At 31.5% G+C, this 16,460-nt stretch carries 18 protein-coding genes; 3 read left to right on the forward strand and 15 right to left on the reverse strand.

Features of this window, described 5'->3' with window-relative positions; all coding sequences use genetic code 11:
• Positions 1-5 precede the first annotated feature (5 nt).
• The 4 genes from QZZ48_RS01515 to QZZ48_RS01530 form a co-directional block, all read right to left on the reverse strand.
• Positions 6-1,520: a 2Fe-2S iron-sulfur cluster-binding protein gene (locus QZZ48_RS01515; protein WP_294961084.1), complete on the reverse strand. Its 1,515-nt coding sequence runs from the start codon at positions 1,518-1,520 to the stop codon at positions 6-8.
• Between the two features lie 214 nt (positions 1,521-1,734).
• Positions 1,735-2,787, reverse strand: a complete 1,053-nt coding sequence (gene tsf / locus QZZ48_RS01520) for a translation elongation factor Ts (RefSeq protein ID WP_294961086.1) — start codon at positions 2,785-2,787, stop codon at positions 1,735-1,737.
• 2 nt (positions 2,788-2,789) lie between these two features.
• The gene (gene rpsB, locus QZZ48_RS01525) at positions 2,790-3,566 is read right to left on the reverse strand and encodes a 30S ribosomal protein S2 (RefSeq protein ID WP_294961088.1); all 777 of its coding nucleotides are present in this window, start codon (positions 3,564-3,566) and stop codon (positions 2,790-2,792) included.
• A 201-nt stretch (positions 3,567-3,767) separates the two neighbouring features.
• Complete coding sequence (locus tag QZZ48_RS01530) at positions 3,768-4,133, reverse strand: NifB/NifX family molybdenum-iron cluster-binding protein (RefSeq protein ID WP_294961089.1); 366 nt, start codon at positions 4,131-4,133, stop codon at positions 3,768-3,770.
• Between the two features lie 110 nt (positions 4,134-4,243).
• Between QZZ48_RS01530 and QZZ48_RS01535 the strand changes: the two genes are divergently transcribed.
• The gene (locus QZZ48_RS01535) at positions 4,244-4,750 is read left to right on the forward strand and encodes a GNAT family N-acetyltransferase (RefSeq protein WP_294961091.1); all 507 of its coding nucleotides are present in this window, start codon (positions 4,244-4,246) and stop codon (positions 4,748-4,750) included.
• Here the strand turns inward: QZZ48_RS01535 and bcp are convergent.
• The 10 genes from bcp to mqnP form a co-directional block, all read right to left on the reverse strand.
• A complete protein-coding gene (gene bcp, locus QZZ48_RS01540; RefSeq protein ID WP_294961094.1) occupies positions 4,737-5,207 on the reverse strand; it encodes a thioredoxin-dependent thiol peroxidase in 471 nt (156 codons plus the stop codon). The two genes, QZZ48_RS01535 and bcp, sit on opposite strands and share 14 nt — an antisense overlap.
• A gap of 61 nt (positions 5,208-5,268) precedes the next feature.
• Positions 5,269-5,733, reverse strand: coding sequence for a DUF420 domain-containing protein (locus QZZ48_RS01545; RefSeq protein ID WP_294961096.1), 465 nt, complete (start codon positions 5,731-5,733; stop codon positions 5,269-5,271).
• Positions 5,726-6,337, reverse strand: a complete 612-nt coding sequence (locus QZZ48_RS01550; RefSeq protein WP_294961099.1) for a DedA family protein — start codon at positions 6,335-6,337, stop codon at positions 5,726-5,728. Before QZZ48_RS01550 ends, QZZ48_RS01545 begins: the two co-directional genes overlap by 8 nt.
• A 158-nt stretch (positions 6,338-6,495) precedes the next feature.
• On the reverse strand, positions 6,496-7,248 hold the full coding sequence (locus tag QZZ48_RS01555; protein WP_294961102.1) for a group I intron-associated PD-(D/E)XK endonuclease: 753 nt from the start codon (positions 7,246-7,248) through the stop codon (positions 6,496-6,498).
• Complete coding sequence (locus tag QZZ48_RS01560; RefSeq protein ID WP_294961182.1) at positions 7,241-8,224, reverse strand: DNA cytosine methyltransferase; 984 nt, start codon at positions 8,222-8,224, stop codon at positions 7,241-7,243. The genes QZZ48_RS01555 and QZZ48_RS01560 overlap by 8 nt, the downstream gene beginning before the upstream one ends.
• A 363-nt stretch (positions 8,225-8,587) precedes the next feature.
• Positions 8,588-9,607 carry an undecaprenyldiphospho-muramoylpentapeptide beta-N-acetylglucosaminyltransferase gene (gene murG, locus QZZ48_RS01565; protein ID WP_294961104.1) on the reverse strand — a complete coding sequence of 340 codons (1,020 nt, stop codon included), beginning with the start codon at positions 9,605-9,607 and terminating at the stop codon, positions 8,588-8,590.
• Between the two features lie 12 nt (positions 9,608-9,619).
• Positions 9,620-10,789: an FtsW/RodA/SpoVE family cell cycle protein gene (locus tag QZZ48_RS01570; RefSeq protein WP_294961105.1), complete on the reverse strand. Its 1,170-nt coding sequence runs from the start codon at positions 10,787-10,789 to the stop codon at positions 9,620-9,622.
• Between the two features lie 8 nt (positions 10,790-10,797).
• Complete coding sequence (locus QZZ48_RS01575; protein ID WP_294961107.1) at positions 10,798-11,319, reverse strand: hypothetical protein; 522 nt, start codon at positions 11,317-11,319, stop codon at positions 10,798-10,800.
• A complete protein-coding gene (locus QZZ48_RS01580) occupies positions 11,316-11,831 on the reverse strand; it encodes a hypothetical protein (protein ID WP_294961109.1) in 516 nt (171 codons plus the stop codon). Before QZZ48_RS01580 ends, QZZ48_RS01575 begins: the two co-directional genes overlap by 4 nt.
• Positions 11,828-12,688 (reverse strand): menaquinone biosynthesis prenyltransferase MqnP, encoded by an 861-nt coding sequence (gene mqnP, locus QZZ48_RS01585; RefSeq protein ID WP_294961112.1) that lies wholly within the window; start codon positions 12,686-12,688, stop codon positions 11,828-11,830. The genes QZZ48_RS01580 and mqnP overlap by 4 nt, the downstream gene beginning before the upstream one ends.
• Positions 12,689-12,754: 66 nt before the next feature.
• On the opposite strand from mqnP, the gene miaA reads away from it, so the two are divergent.
• Entirely contained in the window at positions 12,755-13,648 is an 894-nt protein-coding gene (gene miaA / locus QZZ48_RS01590; RefSeq protein ID WP_294961114.1) for a tRNA (adenosine(37)-N6)-dimethylallyltransferase MiaA, read from the forward strand.
• Positions 13,645-14,079 (forward strand): phospholipase D-like domain-containing protein, encoded by a 435-nt coding sequence (locus QZZ48_RS01595; RefSeq protein WP_294961117.1) that lies wholly within the window; start codon positions 13,645-13,647, stop codon positions 14,077-14,079. The genes miaA and QZZ48_RS01595 overlap by 4 nt, the downstream gene beginning before the upstream one ends.
• On the opposite strand, the gene QZZ48_RS01600 is transcribed toward QZZ48_RS01595, so the two are convergent.
• Complete coding sequence (locus QZZ48_RS01600; protein ID WP_294961119.1) at positions 14,076-16,448, reverse strand: flagellar protein; 2,373 nt, start codon at positions 16,446-16,448, stop codon at positions 14,076-14,078. The genes QZZ48_RS01595 and QZZ48_RS01600 overlap by 4 nt on opposite strands.
• Between the last annotated feature and the right edge of the window lie 12 nt (positions 16,449-16,460).

The raw sequence follows: 16,460 nt of genomic DNA on the forward strand, positions 1-16,460 counted from the left end.
TAAACTCATATACTACTCAATTTTCTTGATTGTATTTTTATTTCATTAAAAGTTATATTATCTACCATTTTACTCAACTCATCTTTGTATATTTGTTCACAGCTCAGAACTTTTTCATCTAAAAGCTCAGATGCTACTTCTATAAGATTTTTTGTATCATTTTGGCTTAGTACTTTTGCTTTGCTAAATTGAAGGTATCCATCTATATTTATGTATGAGCCTTCTTTACTTGTATGTGTTAAGACTGGAAGATAAATATTATAACTCTGTGGATTTTTTGGTGTACTAGAACTTATACAGATTTGACTTTGAATATTTTTATAATTATCTAAAATCTCTATATCATCTCTGCCAATAAAAACTACTATCTCTGACCCGGAGAGTGCTTCTTTTAAAATATTTTCATTTTCGTCTATATTTAAAAGATTTAGTCCTCTTCTATTTGTTGATAAATCATTACACTTTAAATAATCATCTCCAAAATCTTTATCATACTCATTTACATCGTAACCACTTATTTGTGCATCATAAAATTTTTCTAGTTTCTTTATCATTAGCATCTCTTCTAAAGATAGTGAGGGAGATATAAGAAAAAGTATTTTAGATTTATGTTTGGCTAAAAGTGATTTTAACTCTTTGCTAGTTTCATCGTAGTTATTTTGTTCATTATTTATAAGAGCGACAGAGAGTCTATTTTCATTTTCTATTTTGTAACTTAGTCTTCCAACATCACAGATAAAGTATCCATTAACCTTAGGGTTAAATCTAGGTCTATATCTGAAAATTGCATCAGCTTCATACTTTGCTTTGTGATGATCTACATATATGCTACAGGCTTTAGCACATCTATTACATATTGATTCTTCTGGTTCTAAAAACCAAACTCTTTTATTAAAACGAAAGTCCTTACTTGTTAATGCACCTACAGGACATAAATCAACTACATTCATAGCGTATGGATCTGTTAAAGGTTGATCTTCAAAAGTTGCTATTACAGAGTGGTCAGTTCTATTTAAAATACCCAATTCTCTTGTTTTTGTAATCTCTTTTGTAAATCTAACACAGCGAGTACATAAGACACAGCGTTCTTGATCAAGAACTACATTTGCCCCTAGATCTACTTTTTTTCTAGAATGTACTTTTGTAGTGCTTAGTCTACTTTCATAAAGACCAACATCCATATAATAGTTTTGAAGTGAGCACTCTCCAGATTGATCACAAACTGAACAGTCAACAGGATGGTTAATTAGTTCGAGTTCTAAGATAGAACGTTTAACCTCTTGTATAGAGTCACTTTTCGTGCTTATAACCATGCCATCTTTTATAGGTGTATCACAGGCAATCTGAGGCCTCTTTTGACCTTTAATCTCAACCATACACATTCTACAGTTACCATCTTTACCAAGTGCAGGATGATAACAGAAATGGGGTATACTAATACTATTTGCTAACAGCTCCTCTATGAGCATCACATCATCTTTTACTTTTAACTCTTTGCCATCAACGGTTATAGTTACCATAAATAAGAACCCTTTCGAGGAAATTATATTATTCTACTATTATATTTCTTTATATTTGCATAAAATCAGGTATTAAATTAATGTGATAAAAATAAGAAAAATGAATATTGAGGTATGAGATTTATTAATAATGAAGAGGGAAGGTAAAAAAAAAGGGGTTAAAGCTAAAAAGCTTCAACCCCTAAGCATATTTTAGAGTTTTTTAATGAACTCTTTATGCCATTTGAGAAGCAACTTCTGCAGCGAAGTCCTCTTCTTTTTTCTCGATTCCTTCACCAACTTCAAGGCGAATGAACTCTGTAATTTCAGCAGTTCCACCAAGTGCTTTAGCAGCTTCATCAATAGCTTGTGCAACTGTTAATTTGTCATTTAAAACATAAGTTTGATCTAGTAGAGCTTGTTCTTTATCTAGAGTCGTATTATCATCAATAAAACGAGCTAATTGACCAGGAACAATTTTATTCCAGATTTTTTCAGGTTTGTTTTGAGCTTTTAACTCTGCTTTGATATTATCTTCAGCAGCAGCTAGAACCTCAGGAGTTAATTGACTCATAGAAATGTATAAAGGTACATTTTTAAGAGGTTTTTTAAGACGAGATAGTTCTACATTATCTTTTTTGATAACTTCGATTCTACCCTTAGTCTCAGTTTCAACATACTCAGCATCAAAATCTTTGTAGCTTAAAGTAGTTGGTTTCATTGCAGATGCATGCATTGCAACTTGCTTAAGTGTATCTCTCAAACCTTGAGCAGTTTTTTCACTATCACAGTTTGCAGTAATTACTACACCAATACGGTTGTTAGAGTGAATATAACCATTAAGAGCAGTTGTTGCGTCAGCTGTAAGTGTACCAAAACGACGAACTTCAATTTTCTCACCAATTTTAGTAACAATAGCTTTAAAAGAAGTTCCAAAGTCACTATTCATTAGAGCATCTACATCAGCAGGTTGAGTATTGTAAATCTCAGAAGCTGTATCTTTTACAAGATTTTGGAAACCTTCATTTTGAGCAACGAAGTCAGTTTCAGAGTTGATTTCAACTACAGTAGCTTTAGAGAAGTCATCAGCGATTTTGAAACCAGCAAGACCTTCTGCAGCAACTCTATCAGCTTTTTTAGCTGCTTTAGCAATACCACGTTCTTTTAAAAGTTCAGTTGCTTTAGCCATGTCTCCATCAGCTTCTACTAAAACTTTTTTACAATCCATCATAGGTGCGTCAGTTGCCTGACGCAGTTCCTTAACCATTCCCGCCGTTATAGCTGCCATAATTATGCTTCCTCTTTTGCTACTGCTGGTGCTTCAGGTGCCTCAACAGTTTCTTCAGTTGCTACTTCTTCTTCAACTACTTCTTCTTCAGCAGGTGCATCTCTAAGAGCTTTACCTTCGTTGATTGCAGCTGTCATTTCACGACAGAAAAGTTGAATTGAACGAATTGCATCATCATTACCAGGAATTGGGTAAGTGATTAAATCTGGGTCACAGTTAGTATCTAGTGGAGCAACAACTGGAATACCAAGACATCTTGCTTCTAAAACAGCAATGTGCTCTTTTACTGCATCTACAACAAAAAGCATATCTGGAAGTTTCTTCATGTTACGGATACCACCGAAGTATGCAGAAAGTTTTTCTTTTTTACGAGCAAGCATTAAAGCTTCTTTTTTCGTAAGAAGATCAATTTGACCATTTTCTTGCATTTCAGTAATAACGTCAAGTTTACGAATAGACTTTTGAATAGTTGGGAAGTTAGTAAGCATACCACCTAACCATCTGTTATCAACGTATGGCATACCACAAGCGATAGCAGCATCTCTTACAGAGTTACGAGCTTGTTTTTTAGTACCAACAAATAATACAGTTTGCCCTTCAGCAGCTGCGTCCATAACGATTGTATACGTGTTACGGAAATAACGAAGAGTCTTTTGTAAGTCAATAATATAAATATTCTTACGAACACCGAAGATATATTTTTTCATTTTCGGGTTCCAACGACGAGTTTGGTGTCCAAAGTGTACACCACATTCTAAAAGGTCTTTCATAGTTACCATAGGTAATCCTTAAAGGCTATTGTTTCAAGCCAGAGTTTTGTTAGTTAGCTTTGGTAATGTCGGACAATACTATCCTAAAGAGGAAGTTGCACTAACTTTTGACACATACCTGTTAATATTTTCTTGTAAATTTATAGAAGAAAAATCCGCGAATTATACTCAAAATATATTTAAATATAGCTTTTTGTATTTATGAAATATTTAATGGCTAGAACAAGTTCCTTCGCCACTACTCTTTTCTAACTTATTTGCTATAAACATATCAAGTGAATCTTTTACAGTCTTACTCTTTGAATCGAAGAAAAGATCAAGCCCAGCTTTCTTAAAACCTTGGGCAGGTGAACCACCTATTCCACTTACGATTAAAGCAGAAGGGTTGAGACTCATTATATTACTTACAGCATTTGTACAAGCTCCAGAAGTATGACCTTGATTAACTTCAACATCTACCTTCACTATTTCATTATCTTCTAGGGTTATAATTGTGTAAAATTTCGCTTTACCAAAGTGAGCACCTCTTTTACTTAAATAACCCATATCTTCATCAGTTGGAAAAATTATTCTCATTTCTTGTCCTTAATTTATTATTTATATATACGTCTTAATTATATTTAATATAAGTTTATATAAAGATTATTATTTATTGCATATAGAATAAAATTCGCTAAAATATGCCCATGATAATATTACAATCAGATAGATTAATACTTAGAACGTCGAAGATAGAAGATGCTAATACTTTGCATCGTGAAATATTTAGCAATAAAAATGTAGTTAAAAATACTTTTGGAAAAGAACTTTTTAACTTGCAAGAAACAAAAGCGTTTATAAAAAATAGTTGTTATTTAGACTCTAAACTTGGGCTTAATACACTTGTTGAAAAAGAGAGTGGCGAGATTATTGGGCTTGCTGGTGTTTTAAAATGCAGTTATTTAGGTCAAGTTGATTATGAATTTGGATTTATTTTAGCTGAAACATATTGGGGAAAAGGATACGCTTCTGAAATAGGAAAAGCTCAAATTGATTTTGTAAAAAATGAGTTGAAAGAAAAAAGAGTTTTGGCTTTAGTACACAAAGAGAATGTATCTTCTCTTAAATGTATACAAAGACTAAACTTGCACTTTATCAAAACGGTAAGTACAAAAGATAGAGGAGATAGAGAGGTTTATATTAAAGAGCTCTAAGTTCTTCAAGCTTTTGCTTAACTTTTAAAACATGATCTTTAACTCTTACTTTTTCAAATAGAGCTTTTATAACGCCCTCTGGGTTTATAATCAAAGTTGTACGAACAATTCCCATATACTCTTTGCCGTAATTTTTCTTTAACTGCCAAACACCATACTCTTGCATCATTGATGTATCTTCGTCACTTAAAAGTGTAATACCCAACTCTTTTTTTTCTATAAAATTACGGTGTTTTTTAGTAGAATCTGCACTTACACCTATAATTATTGCATCTAATTCTGAAAAGTCTGGAGCAGCCTCGGTAAACTCACAAGCTTCAGTAGTACATCCAGGAGTGTTATCTCTTGGATAAAAATATAGAACTATCCACTTACCCTTTAAATCTCTTAAACATATTTCAATATCATCTTGGTTTGGTAAGCAAAATCCAGGTGCTTGTGTTTCTAATTCAATCATTTATTTCCTTTAGAATTTATAATTTTTTAAAATTTCTTTATTAGTCTCAGAGGACTATAAACTAGTAGACAAACATCAAAAAGTAAACCCAGATGCCAGTTAGTGAAGTCATTACAACTCCAGTAAATGTCATAAGTCCAGCTTTTTTATGTTTATTTAATTGTAGTTGCTTCTTTGCCATAAAAATATTTACACTCCAAACTGTTAATGTAATTACTGATATAGCTATATGAGAAACAAGAACGATTAGAGCATAGTTATGTGAAACTCCACTCTCTTGCATAAAAAAACTAAAGCCTCCAACCATTCTAACCCCTGTCTCAAAATATCCAAGGACAATAACAGAAAAAGCAAATATAGCTATCTGTGCATAAGCATGCGCTTTATATCTTTTAGTTATAGCCAAATAGATAGCACTCGCTACTAACAAAGGTAACAATGCAACTATTAAAGTCACTACATCCATAAATATGGGTGCTCTTGTTCCAAAAAAACCTGCCCCAAACATAAAATCTGAACTATTCACTTTTTACTCCTCTACTTCTCTGATAATAAACATACCAAGACCCTAATAAGATTAACACAATTAAAACACCTATAGTAATTTGTTTTAAATATGTATCAATCAACTCTTGATTTTCTCCGATAGAATAACCTAACATTGTTAATATAAACGCCCAGATACCAGCACCTAGTGCTGTATAAGTTGAAAACACAACTAAATTCATACGAGCAATCCCAGCTGGAATAGATATCAACTGTCTTATTCCTGGAATTAATCTTCCTGTAAAAGTAGATATATGTCCATGTTTTTCAAAGAATGTATCCATCTTATCTAAAGCACTCTCTTTTATAAAAAAGTATTTTCCATATTTTTTAAGAATTTTTCTGCCAAGAGTAAGAGCTAGATAGTAGTTGATGAAAGCACCAACCATAGAACCACCCAAACCACTAAACATTATCATGCCTAAACTCATATCTCCCTTAGATGCTAAGTATCCTGCTGGTATTAGAATAATTTCACTAGGAAAAGGGATAAACGAACTTTCTACTGCCATAAGACAAAAGATGCCAACATATCCCCAGTCAAATATCAAATCTACTAAATCTTGCGCTAACTCTCTTATCATTAATTCTTTTCCTTTAACAATGCTGTTATTTCTTTTGGCATCTTATCTTCTGAATAAAAATACTCTTCCAGTGGTTTAATTTTACTCAACTTTCGCACATAGATTCCAATAAACACATCAACTTAAATTGAGAATTAAAGCCAATAAACAGGCACTTTTTAGTCTGAAGTAGTTAATTTTTTAATAACATCCCAATTTTCTTTATAGTGAGGGATGTCTATTAATTTAATCTTTTGACAATCTTCAAAACTTAATAAATCAGCCCAAGACATTGGAACTATGTAACATATTCCTACTTGCTTATCTACAGCTACATAAATATCGCAATCCTCAGATGTAATTCTTTGTCCTATATTTCTTTCATGAGTATAGTCTATACCTTGACCCCCTCTGTCCCTATCTTTAAAGCTTATATTACTTCCTGTACTTATACCTTTAATCTGCACTCTTAAAAGCTTATTATTGTAGTCAATAATTGCGTCATATCTACTACTACGTACATCGACACTACTACAATTAAACCCAGCTAATATCGCACGTGCTACAAATATAAATTCTGCACTATCACCGGCATTTGCCGTCATAACACCACTTTCTATATCATTTATATTTACAGGAAATCCATTAGTCATTGCAATATATAGTGACTTTTCAATAATATGTTTTAGTTCAGTTTTAATAAACTTAAATTTTTGTTGTTTTTCATCAGGTACTTTTGATGCAATGTCTTCAATATTTAAGTTTGCTAGCTCTTGTAAGTTTAAATCTTCTGCAATTTCTGAAAAGAACTTCATACTGTAAAATTTTTTTAATTGAGCTTCTGTTAATCCATGTGAAAGAGCAATTTCTTTTACTTTACTTTTTACATAATTTTTATTTATTAGTTCCTGTACTAATTCACTTTCATCCATATTTAAGAGCTTCCTTGATTTTTTTTGCAATTTCAACAATAACAGGGACTGTAACAGAGTTGCCAATTTGTTTATATATATGTGAATTTGCAAGTTTATCACTTAAAATAAAAGTGTCATCATAGCCTTGAAATCTTGCACACTCTCTTGGTGTTAATTTTCTAATATCTTTTTTATCAATTATTAAGGGAACATTATGACCACCAGTACCCATATTCGCAGTTAAAGTTGGACATAATTTACTTTTATTTTCTCTTACGTACACTCTTCTCCATTGATAAATAGTATCTCTATTTTTCATTTCTTCTTTTAGTTGCTTGTAATATCTACTGTTTGTATAATAAAATTTTTCTTCTGCTTCATTATCTATCAAATCTTCTATTTTCTTAGTTAATTTTTTTGGTTTAGGAAATTCAAAATTATTAAATATATTTTCGTCTTTAAAGCCAACAATATATATTCTTTCCCTATTCTGTGGCGTATTTCCATATTCAGAGCTATTTAATACTTTACTTTTAACATGAAAGCCTCTATCCTTTAGTTCATTCAATATTCTTTTAAAGGTATTACCTTTATCATGTCCTTGCAAGTTTTTTACATTCTCTAAAAATATAATTTTTGGTTCTAAGTCATCAATAAATCTTAATATCTCAAAAAATAAATTTCCTCTATCATCTTCAAACCCTTTTCTCTGACCAGCAATAGAAAATGCTTGACATGGAAATCCGCCTGTTAATATATCAATTTTTTCAACTTCACTTGTCTTTAAATCTTTTAAATCTTTTTCAAATAGTTTGTGTTTGTGGTTTGCTCTATAAGTTATCGCAGCATTTTTATCTATTTCATTAGCCCAAGAAATATCAAAGCCAACTTTTTTAAATCCCAATTCAATTCCACCAATACCTGCAAATAAACCACCTAAGGTTAGTTTTTTAACTTCTTTTTTTCTAATATCTGAATAAATTATTTTTGTCATATTTTTATTTTCAGCACCAAAATCGAATAACATTTGTGAATTTATCATCTCTGTCATATATCAACCTTTTTATGCTTACTATATCCTTAGTTTTGATATCTTATAATAAATTTGACAATTTGCAATATTTATTTTATTTACTTATTTTATCTTTTTTTTCTTGAACAGTCTGTTAAAAAGATTCTTTAAAGTATAAGGTCACTTTTTCCAGTAATCTATCTTATCATCATTAAGTATAAGTTTTTCTATAACATATAAATATATTTCAATCAAATCATGTGATATTTTATTTGCTTATTATCATATGAAAAAATAGCACTAACTTTATTTGGCATAGAGATTTTTTTCCTTTTTCTTGTATATCTAAATTATGAATTTAGCCACGTCTTCTATCATTTTATCTGCAACATTACTACTTGCATATTTTATAAGTTTTTTACTTTTTTCTTCAAGAGGCTCATCTAAAATACTAAGCAACTTAGATTTTAAATCTTCACTCTCTCTCTCGCACCACCCAAGTTCATTCTCAACTATAAATCTTGCATTATGAAACTGATGATCACCTGCTGCATGTGGATAAGGAACATAAAAAGCAGGAAGTCCATTTGTAGTAGCTTCCCAAAGAGTACTAGCTCCCGCGCGACTAACAGCTAAGTCTGCTTTTACTATAAGAGTCGCTAAATCTTTTGTAAAAGCATAAAGTTCTACTTCTACGCCTAAGTCAGCATACTCTTCTTTTACTCTCTCAAAATCATTCTCACCTGCTTGATGAATAATTTTTATACCTCTATCTTTAAGTTCAGTCGCTAAACTCAGGGCTAAATCATTTATAGATTTTGCACCATGAGAACCACCTAAAAATATAATACTTTCTAAACTTGTACGAACTCTTGCAGATTTACTAAAAATCTCTTTTACAGGGTAACCCTTAATTATAGAGTTTTCATCATATGCTGAGATAAACCTTTTTGCAAAGGGTTTTAAAAGTGAATTTAGTCTTCCCTCAACTGCATTTTGCTCATGTATAAAAAGTGGTATTGTTTTACTAACAGATGCAAAAGATGCAGGAGCAGCTGAAAAACCACCAACACTATATGTTGCTTGAATTTTATGTTTTTTAAGTATTGCTCTTGATTTTAACAAGGCACGAAACACTTTGTATAAAGCTTTAAACTTACCAAGACCTTTTTGGTTTACAACACCTGTAGTTTCTAAAAAATACACATGAGAAAAAGAGCTTCTATCTTCAAAGTACTTTCTATCTTGTCCACTCATAGAACCTATAAAGATAGCTTCATGTCCTTGTTTTACTGCAGCTTCAACAAGAGCCTGTGCTATCATCAAGTGTCCACCAGTTCCACCGCCAGTTATACATATCTTCAAATTCTCACCATCTTATATTTGCTCCATTTTTGCTTTTCTTGAAGCCATTAGGACCATTCCAACAGCAATAGATTCTGCAATAATAGCAGAACCACCATAACTTAAAAATGGAACTGAAATACCTTTAATAGGAGTGATTCCACTTATACCATAGGCATTTACCAAAAAGGCAAAGGATAGTAATAGACCAACTCCTAAAGAGAAAAGATACATACTTCTATCTCTTGAACGATTTGCTACTTTAAATATTCTTTGCAATATCCATAAAAAAAGTATTACAACAAACAAAACACCAAAGAAGCCAAACTCTTCTGCTAATCCTGCTAAAACAAAGTCTGTATGAACTTCACTTAGAAATCCAAGTTTAAAAGTACCGCCAGCTAATCCTGTTCCAAATATTCCACCATTATGAATCGCATTTAAAGAGTGTCCTATTTGGTATGGTTCTATTTCAGTTGGCACTCTTAACTTCTCAGCTATAGATGCAGGGAAAAGCTCTAGGACACTATTTTGAGCTAATGCCCACCATGATTTTATACGTATTATTCTATGTTCTGCTGTCATTATAAAAAATAGAAAAAACACTAATGCAATTGAAAGTAGTGAGAGGAAAAATCTAAAACTACTTCCTGCAAACATAAGCATAAAAAGTAGAGTCATTCCTAGAACGACAACCTGACCTAAGTCATTTTGAATAAATGCAATCATAAACATAGCACCAACAAATACAAGCGCATATGGGATAAAACGCTTAAACTCCGCACCAATGCCCATACCATCATGGTGCCCTAGTTTTCTTGAAAAACTCCATGACAAAAAGTATACGAATCCAACTTTAAAAAACTCAACTGGAGCAAGAGAAAAACCAAATAACTTTATCCATCTTTTTGCTCCACCAACGGCTGAAACCAAAAACTCTGGTAGAAATGGCATAGCAACCATCAAAACAGTAGAGCCAATAAAAAGAGTAAAACCTATTGGACTTAACCATTTATCTGGGTCTAACTGAGCTAATGACCACATAATTATAATACCTACAAATCCAAAAAGTGTCTGTCTTATAGCAAAATGAAACTCATTTACTCCAAAAAGAAGAGTTGTATATGCAGATAAAGAATATGTTAGAACTATACTTATAAATATCAATATAGAGACTAATGTAAAGAGTTTTCTATCCGCCACATTAGTTCCTATTTGATTTTATTTATTTTAAGAACAAACTCAACTTCTGCTTTTGAGATATGTAATTCTTTAGAAATAGTATCTAGTGAAACACCTTGTTTAAACAACGAAATAATTTTTTGGTCATCATTTCCATGAACTGAAGTAGGAATTGATATTTGTTTAACTCCATTCTCTAGAGATGATATTCTTAGGTTCATCTGCTCATCTATAGTAACAAGTGTATCTTCTAGTCTTTGTACTCCAACAGAGAGAGGTTTAACCATATCATATACTGATCTCTCAACCTCTTCATATATCTCTTCATCACTCATACGGCTAGTATTACTTTTAATATTTTTTTGAGTATCTGTAAGCTCTTTTTTGAGATAAAAAATCTCTCTATTTAAATCTTCAACCACAGATGCAACAGAGCGAATGTTTTTATGATATTCTGAATCTTTTGTAAATACATAATAAAGAAGATAAAGAATTATAGCGGCCATTGCAACTAGAATATGCTCAATATTTATCATTTGTGCATATTTCATTTAGCTTTTGCCTCACGAATTAAGACTCTCTCTCTTGCTGTCAAATATACACCCCATTCTTTTTCATCACGTTCATGCATTTTTACTATCTCACACAGTGATTCATCAATAGCTTTAAAAAAGATAGGAACATCTCTTTTTGGATGAACTGGCATTTCAACACGTCCATAGTACTCTTTTCCAACTTCTAAATCATTAGACTCTATTTTAAAGTGTTCAAAACCAATAGACTCTATCTTTATCTTATTTGTCATAGATATTCTTTTTGGAGTTTCATCTTTTAAAAACATCTCTAGAGCATCTACTTTTCTATGAAGTTCTACTACAAGGTTTAGTAAAACTGGGTCAGTCTCAGAAGTTTCACCTCTACCTTTTGCAAGTTTCAACCATTGACTGATTGGATCATCATCACTCTCACTTAACTCTGAATATTCCCTAAGGTATGCCTCTTTATCTAAACTCGCTTCGTCATAAACTAAACTAATAGGAGCTGATACTAGGCGAATACTCATGCTGCGACCTTATCTAATACGATTAAAACAAAAAATGCAATACCTAGATAACCATTAACGGTAAAAAAAGCACGATCAATTTGAGTAAAATCTTTTCTAACTAACTTATGCTCATATCCAAGCATAACAGCACTAAGAATAACTGCTAGATAAGCAAAGATTCCAAGTCCTGCAACCCAAACAAAAAGAGCCCAAAATATTACACTTAACATGTGAAACAGTGATGAGATAAAAAGCGTAGCATCTGCACCATAACGAGAAGGGATAGAGTATAAATTATTTTGTTTATCAAAATCTATATCTTGTAAAGAGTATAACAAATCAAAGCCTGCAACCCAAAAAATTACACCAAGACTAAGAATAACAGACCAAGCAGGAATACTGGCTTGAACTGCTACAACACCAGCAATAGGAGCAAGACCAAGAGAGATACCAAGAACTATATGTGCTAAGTGTGAGAATCTTTTAAAGTATGAATAAGATCCAAGAACAAAAAGGATTGGAACACTCATATATAGTGCTAAGTCATTTATCATATATGCTATTACGATAAATACAAAAGCATTCACAAGAATAAAAATCATAATACTTGTTGCATCTAATCTTCCATCAACATTTGGACGAGACTCTGTTCTAGGGTTAGCTGCATCTATGTCTCTATCAGCATATCTATTTAAACCCATAGCAAAATTTCTCGCACTAACTGCTGCTAATGCTCCCATAAATAGGAGCCAAAAGCCAAACCAGCCATCTGCTGCAACTATCATCGCTATAAATATAAATGGTAGTGAGAAAATAGAGTGTTCGAACATAACTAGTTCGTTAAAGTCTTTTATTTTATTAATATATCTTTGCAACTATTTACCTTAGAATATTTTTGTTCTATTTTACCCAAACTTGATTTAAAATGATATAATTTTGCCATGAATAAACCTATAAAACAACTTGCAATCATAGGACCAACAGCATCAGGGAAGAGTGATTTAGCAATAAAAATCGCTCAAAAAATAGATGCGTACATACTCTCTATCGACTCACTTAGCATCTATAAAGAGATTGATATTGTCTCCGCTAAACCTTCAAAAGAAGAACTTTCACAGGTTAAACATTTTGGTATAAATGTACTAAATCCTGATGATTATTTTAGTGTTGATGTCTTTATAGATATCTATAAAGATGTTAAAGATTTATGTGAAAAAGAAGGTAAAAATCTTATCATTGTTGGTGGTACTTCTTTTTATCTAAAATCACTTTTACATGGCTTATCTAATCTACCAATCATAGATGCCAAGATACAAGCAAAAGTAAAAAAAGATCTTGAAGATCTTCAATCTTGTTATGACTTACTTGTAAGTATAGACTCTGTTTATATGAAAAACATAAGCCAAAATGATTCTTATAGAATAGAAAAAGCACTGCTTATATATGAAGCTTCTTCCCTATCACCAACTGAGTGGTTTAAACAAAATCCACCAAAACCAATTATAGAGAAATTAGACATTTACAATATAGATGTAGATAGAGATATTCTAAGAGATAGAATATCAAAAAGAAGTCATAAGATGCTAAGTATGGGACTAATAGACGAGGTTTCCTACCTAGAACAAAAGTATACAAGACTGCCTAACTCTATGGGCTCTATCGGAATTGTAGAAGTTCTTGATTATCTAGATGGAAAAATAACACAGGATGAGATGTTAGAACTAATTTCAATTCACACCGCTCAACTTGCAAAAAGACAACAAACTTTTAACCGTACACAGTTTGAGAATATAACATCTGCAAAACTTGAAGAACTAGAAAGATTGCTAACATGAAACTATTTTTAATACTACTAATCAGCATAAGTCTATATGCCGAAAATTCTCTTTATTTTTTTCCCCAAGATGCTAAAAAAGCTAAAAGTGATATTGAAAAACTTATAAAAACTTCTAAGTATAGTATTGATATAGCTATGTATAATTTTGCAGATAAAAAACTTGCAAAGTTGTTAGATAAAGCTCAAAAAAGAGGTGTTGGAGTAAAAGTTTTTTATGATAAAAAAGATGTTGAGTTTAAAAGTGTCAAAGCAAAACAAGTTGATAAAAAGCTTCACACTAAAATAGCAATATTTGATAAAAAAACTGTTGCTTTTGGAAGTCCTAATTGGACTAAAAAAAGTTTTAAAGATAATTACGAAGTTTTATATATTACAGATGATAAAAAACTTCTCTCGAAGTTCAATAAGTTTTTTAAAGACTTAGATTAGTCTTCTTTCACACCCTTGGCAAGTTTCGCCCATGCAGATTCTGGGTCTGCATCTATGGACTCCTGATAAGCCACTTGTGCTTCTTCACCTCTCCATAATCTCTCATATATAGATCCTAAGAGATACTTTTGTCTTGATCTATTTGCCTTGTTTAACTCTACTGTATCTAGTGACTTTATTACTTCTAGAGCCTTATTAAAATCATCTTTGCTGATATAAGCTTGATAGAGAGCAAACTCAACAAATGGGCTTTGAGTATAAGAGTCTGAAGCTTTTTGTATACTCATTACTTCATTACCATACTTAAGTACTAAATTATTATCATTTCTATCACTTCCGATTGCCATTACTGAGATGTACCTCTCAATATCTTTGTAACTAATGCCAAACACCTTTTGAACATCTACTATTGACTCTATCATCTTATTAGCATTTTCAAGTCGATCGTAGGTATCAAAAAGAACTCTATACACATCTTTGTACTTTGACTCTTTATCATCATCTATAAGTGTTATTAGTTCTTGAGACGCTTTAACAACATCACTATAGTTTCCAGTTGCAAAATCAACTTTAATATGACGATATAACCATTTTTTTCTCATCTGCATATTTTCAGATTTCAAATTTTTACTTGCAATATTTTTAGCAAGTGAAAAATCTGCACCTTTCATAGCACAAGCATATAATCCATCATCCCATTTATCTGAAAGTTTAATAGAATATTCACTAGATATTTTTAAAACACTATAACATTCTTTATTCTTTAGAGCTATTTCCATAACCCCTAGAGCAGCATTATCAACAATCTTCTGAGTATCAGGATACAATGTGGTATCTAAAGCCAAAAGTTCATCTTTAAACTCTAAAACATCACTAAACATTTTATTTTTATTCATTAGTTTTGCTTTTTCGTATATAGCTCTCTTACCTATACTATCATCTACATATGTATTTATCAAGTTATTATAATCAGCAATTTTAGTACTTACATTTGCATCACTTACATCAAAAAATAGTGAATCTTTTGCAACTTGTACTTCTTCTTCATAAAGTCCATCTTGAAATTTTTTAAAGTAGTTATTTAAAGCTGCTAAAGCTTTTTCTTTTTCAGGTGTTTTTGCAAGCCAAATACCTATGTTTTTTAACAATGATTCGTACTCATCATACTCAGTATTAGTTTCATTTACAATTGCTATTGCAATAGATGCAGCAGCTTCATAATCACCCTCTTCAGCAAAGCTTTCCATCATATTTAAACTTTTTGAGTACTCAGTTACAAAAAAACTAGGTTTAGCTTTAATAATTTTCATTATATACTTACTTGCTTCTATCTTATTACCATTATTGGTTTTATTAAGTGCTAGTGCAAATGCAGCTGTAGCAGCAATATCAATATCAGCAGTTTCAATTAAAGCTTTTTTATAATATTCAAGTGCCTTAGATGAAGCTCCAGACTCTTCGAGCATATTTCCCTTATATATATAACCCCATTTTGCATATGGAGAGTCTCTATGTTCGCTAAATAACCTATCAAAAAAGTAATCTGCCTGTGCATTCATATTTGATAGAGAGTTAGCTCTAGCAGTAAGAGAAAGGACTTCGGCAACATTATCATCAGATGAATATTCTCTAAGATACACTTTTGAGAGGGCAATCACTTCATCACTATTTCCTGTAATCTTAGAGTTGACTCTTATTTTATAATATAATAATTCAGCATTGAAAAGTGAAGAAGGATATTCAAGCATAACTTCATTAATAAGAATCAAACACTTCTCATACTTTTTTTCCTTATATAATCGCTTTATAGTTAGATAATCACTTACATCTTGAATCTCTTGTATATGTACAGGATTACCTTTCATATCTAAACTTCCAACATATGGTAGTTTGTCTTTTTCAAGATAAAATGGAAAGTTTATTGCAACCTCTGAAGGTTCTTGTGTATTAATAAATGGAATCTCTTTGTTGTAACCAACAAGCATCCAATGAAGAGAAAGTTTTGCATTAGTTTTATATACACTATCATCTTCACTTAGGTTAAAAATAACAGGAAATAATTTCATCTTTTTATATGGTGTGATTATTAAAAAGAATGTTTTTTTCTTTATTTGAGTTTCTATCTTAAAAAAATCATTTTGCAATGTCTTTAGTTTTTGAGAGGGAGCTTTAGAAAATGCACAAACTATTTTTGTCACTACATCAAAATCATCTGTCATCTCTTGGCATAAAAATTTATTTTTATCTTTTATATGAAGTGTTGAGTAGTTTTCAAAGTTCTCTTTAGCACCTTGAAGAGATATATCAAGGGCGCTAAGAGATGTAGAGATAGCACTTAGAAGGAAAACCGAGAGTATCCATTTAAACAAATTCTCTTCCTT

Origin of the sequence: Sulfurimonas sp., from assembly GCF_016744025.1 — a bacterium.
Lineage (GTDB): Bacteria > Campylobacterota > Campylobacteria > Campylobacterales > Sulfurimonadaceae > Sulfurimonas.

Bases quoted from the DNA above. Each gene is read 5' to 3' on its own strand.
- QZZ48_RS01535 (WP_294961091.1), top strand. From the start codon at position 4,244: ATGATAATATTACAATCAGATAGATTAATACTTAGAACGTCGAAGATA.
- QZZ48_RS01560 (WP_294961182.1), bottom strand. From the start codon at position 8,224: ATGACAAAAATAATTTATTCAGATATTAGAAAAAAAGAAGTTAAAAAA.
- bcp (WP_294961094.1), bottom strand. From the start codon at position 5,207: ATGATTGAATTAGAAACACAAGCACCTGGATTTTGCTTACCAAACCAA.
- QZZ48_RS01580 (WP_294961109.1), bottom strand. From the start codon at position 11,831: ATGAGTATTCGCCTAGTATCAGCTCCTATTAGTTTAGTTTATGACGAA.
- QZZ48_RS01550 (WP_294961099.1), bottom strand. From the start codon at position 6,337: ATGATAAGAGAGTTAGCGCAAGATTTAGTAGATTTGATATTTGACTGG.
- miaA (WP_294961114.1), top strand. From the start codon at position 12,755: ATGAATAAACCTATAAAACAACTTGCAATCATAGGACCAACAGCATCA.
- rpsB (WP_294961088.1), bottom strand. From the start codon at position 3,566: ATGGTAACTATGAAAGACCTTTTAGAATGTGGTGTACACTTTGGACAC.
- QZZ48_RS01530 (WP_294961089.1), bottom strand. From the start codon at position 4,133: ATGAGAATAATTTTTCCAACTGATGAAGATATGGGTTATTTAAGTAAA.
- QZZ48_RS01595 (WP_294961117.1), top strand. From the start codon at position 13,645: ATGAAACTATTTTTAATACTACTAATCAGCATAAGTCTATATGCCGAA.
- tsf (WP_294961086.1), bottom strand. From the start codon at position 2,787: ATGGCAGCTATAACGGCGGGAATGGTTAAGGAACTGCGTCAGGCAACT.
- QZZ48_RS01575 (WP_294961107.1), bottom strand. From the start codon at position 11,319: ATGAAATATGCACAAATGATAAATATTGAGCATATTCTAGTTGCAATG.
- QZZ48_RS01515 (WP_294961084.1), bottom strand. From the start codon at position 1,520: ATGGTAACTATAACCGTTGATGGCAAAGAGTTAAAAGTAAAAGATGAT.
- QZZ48_RS01555 (WP_294961102.1), bottom strand. From the start codon at position 7,248: ATGGATGAAAGTGAATTAGTACAGGAACTAATAAATAAAAATTATGTA.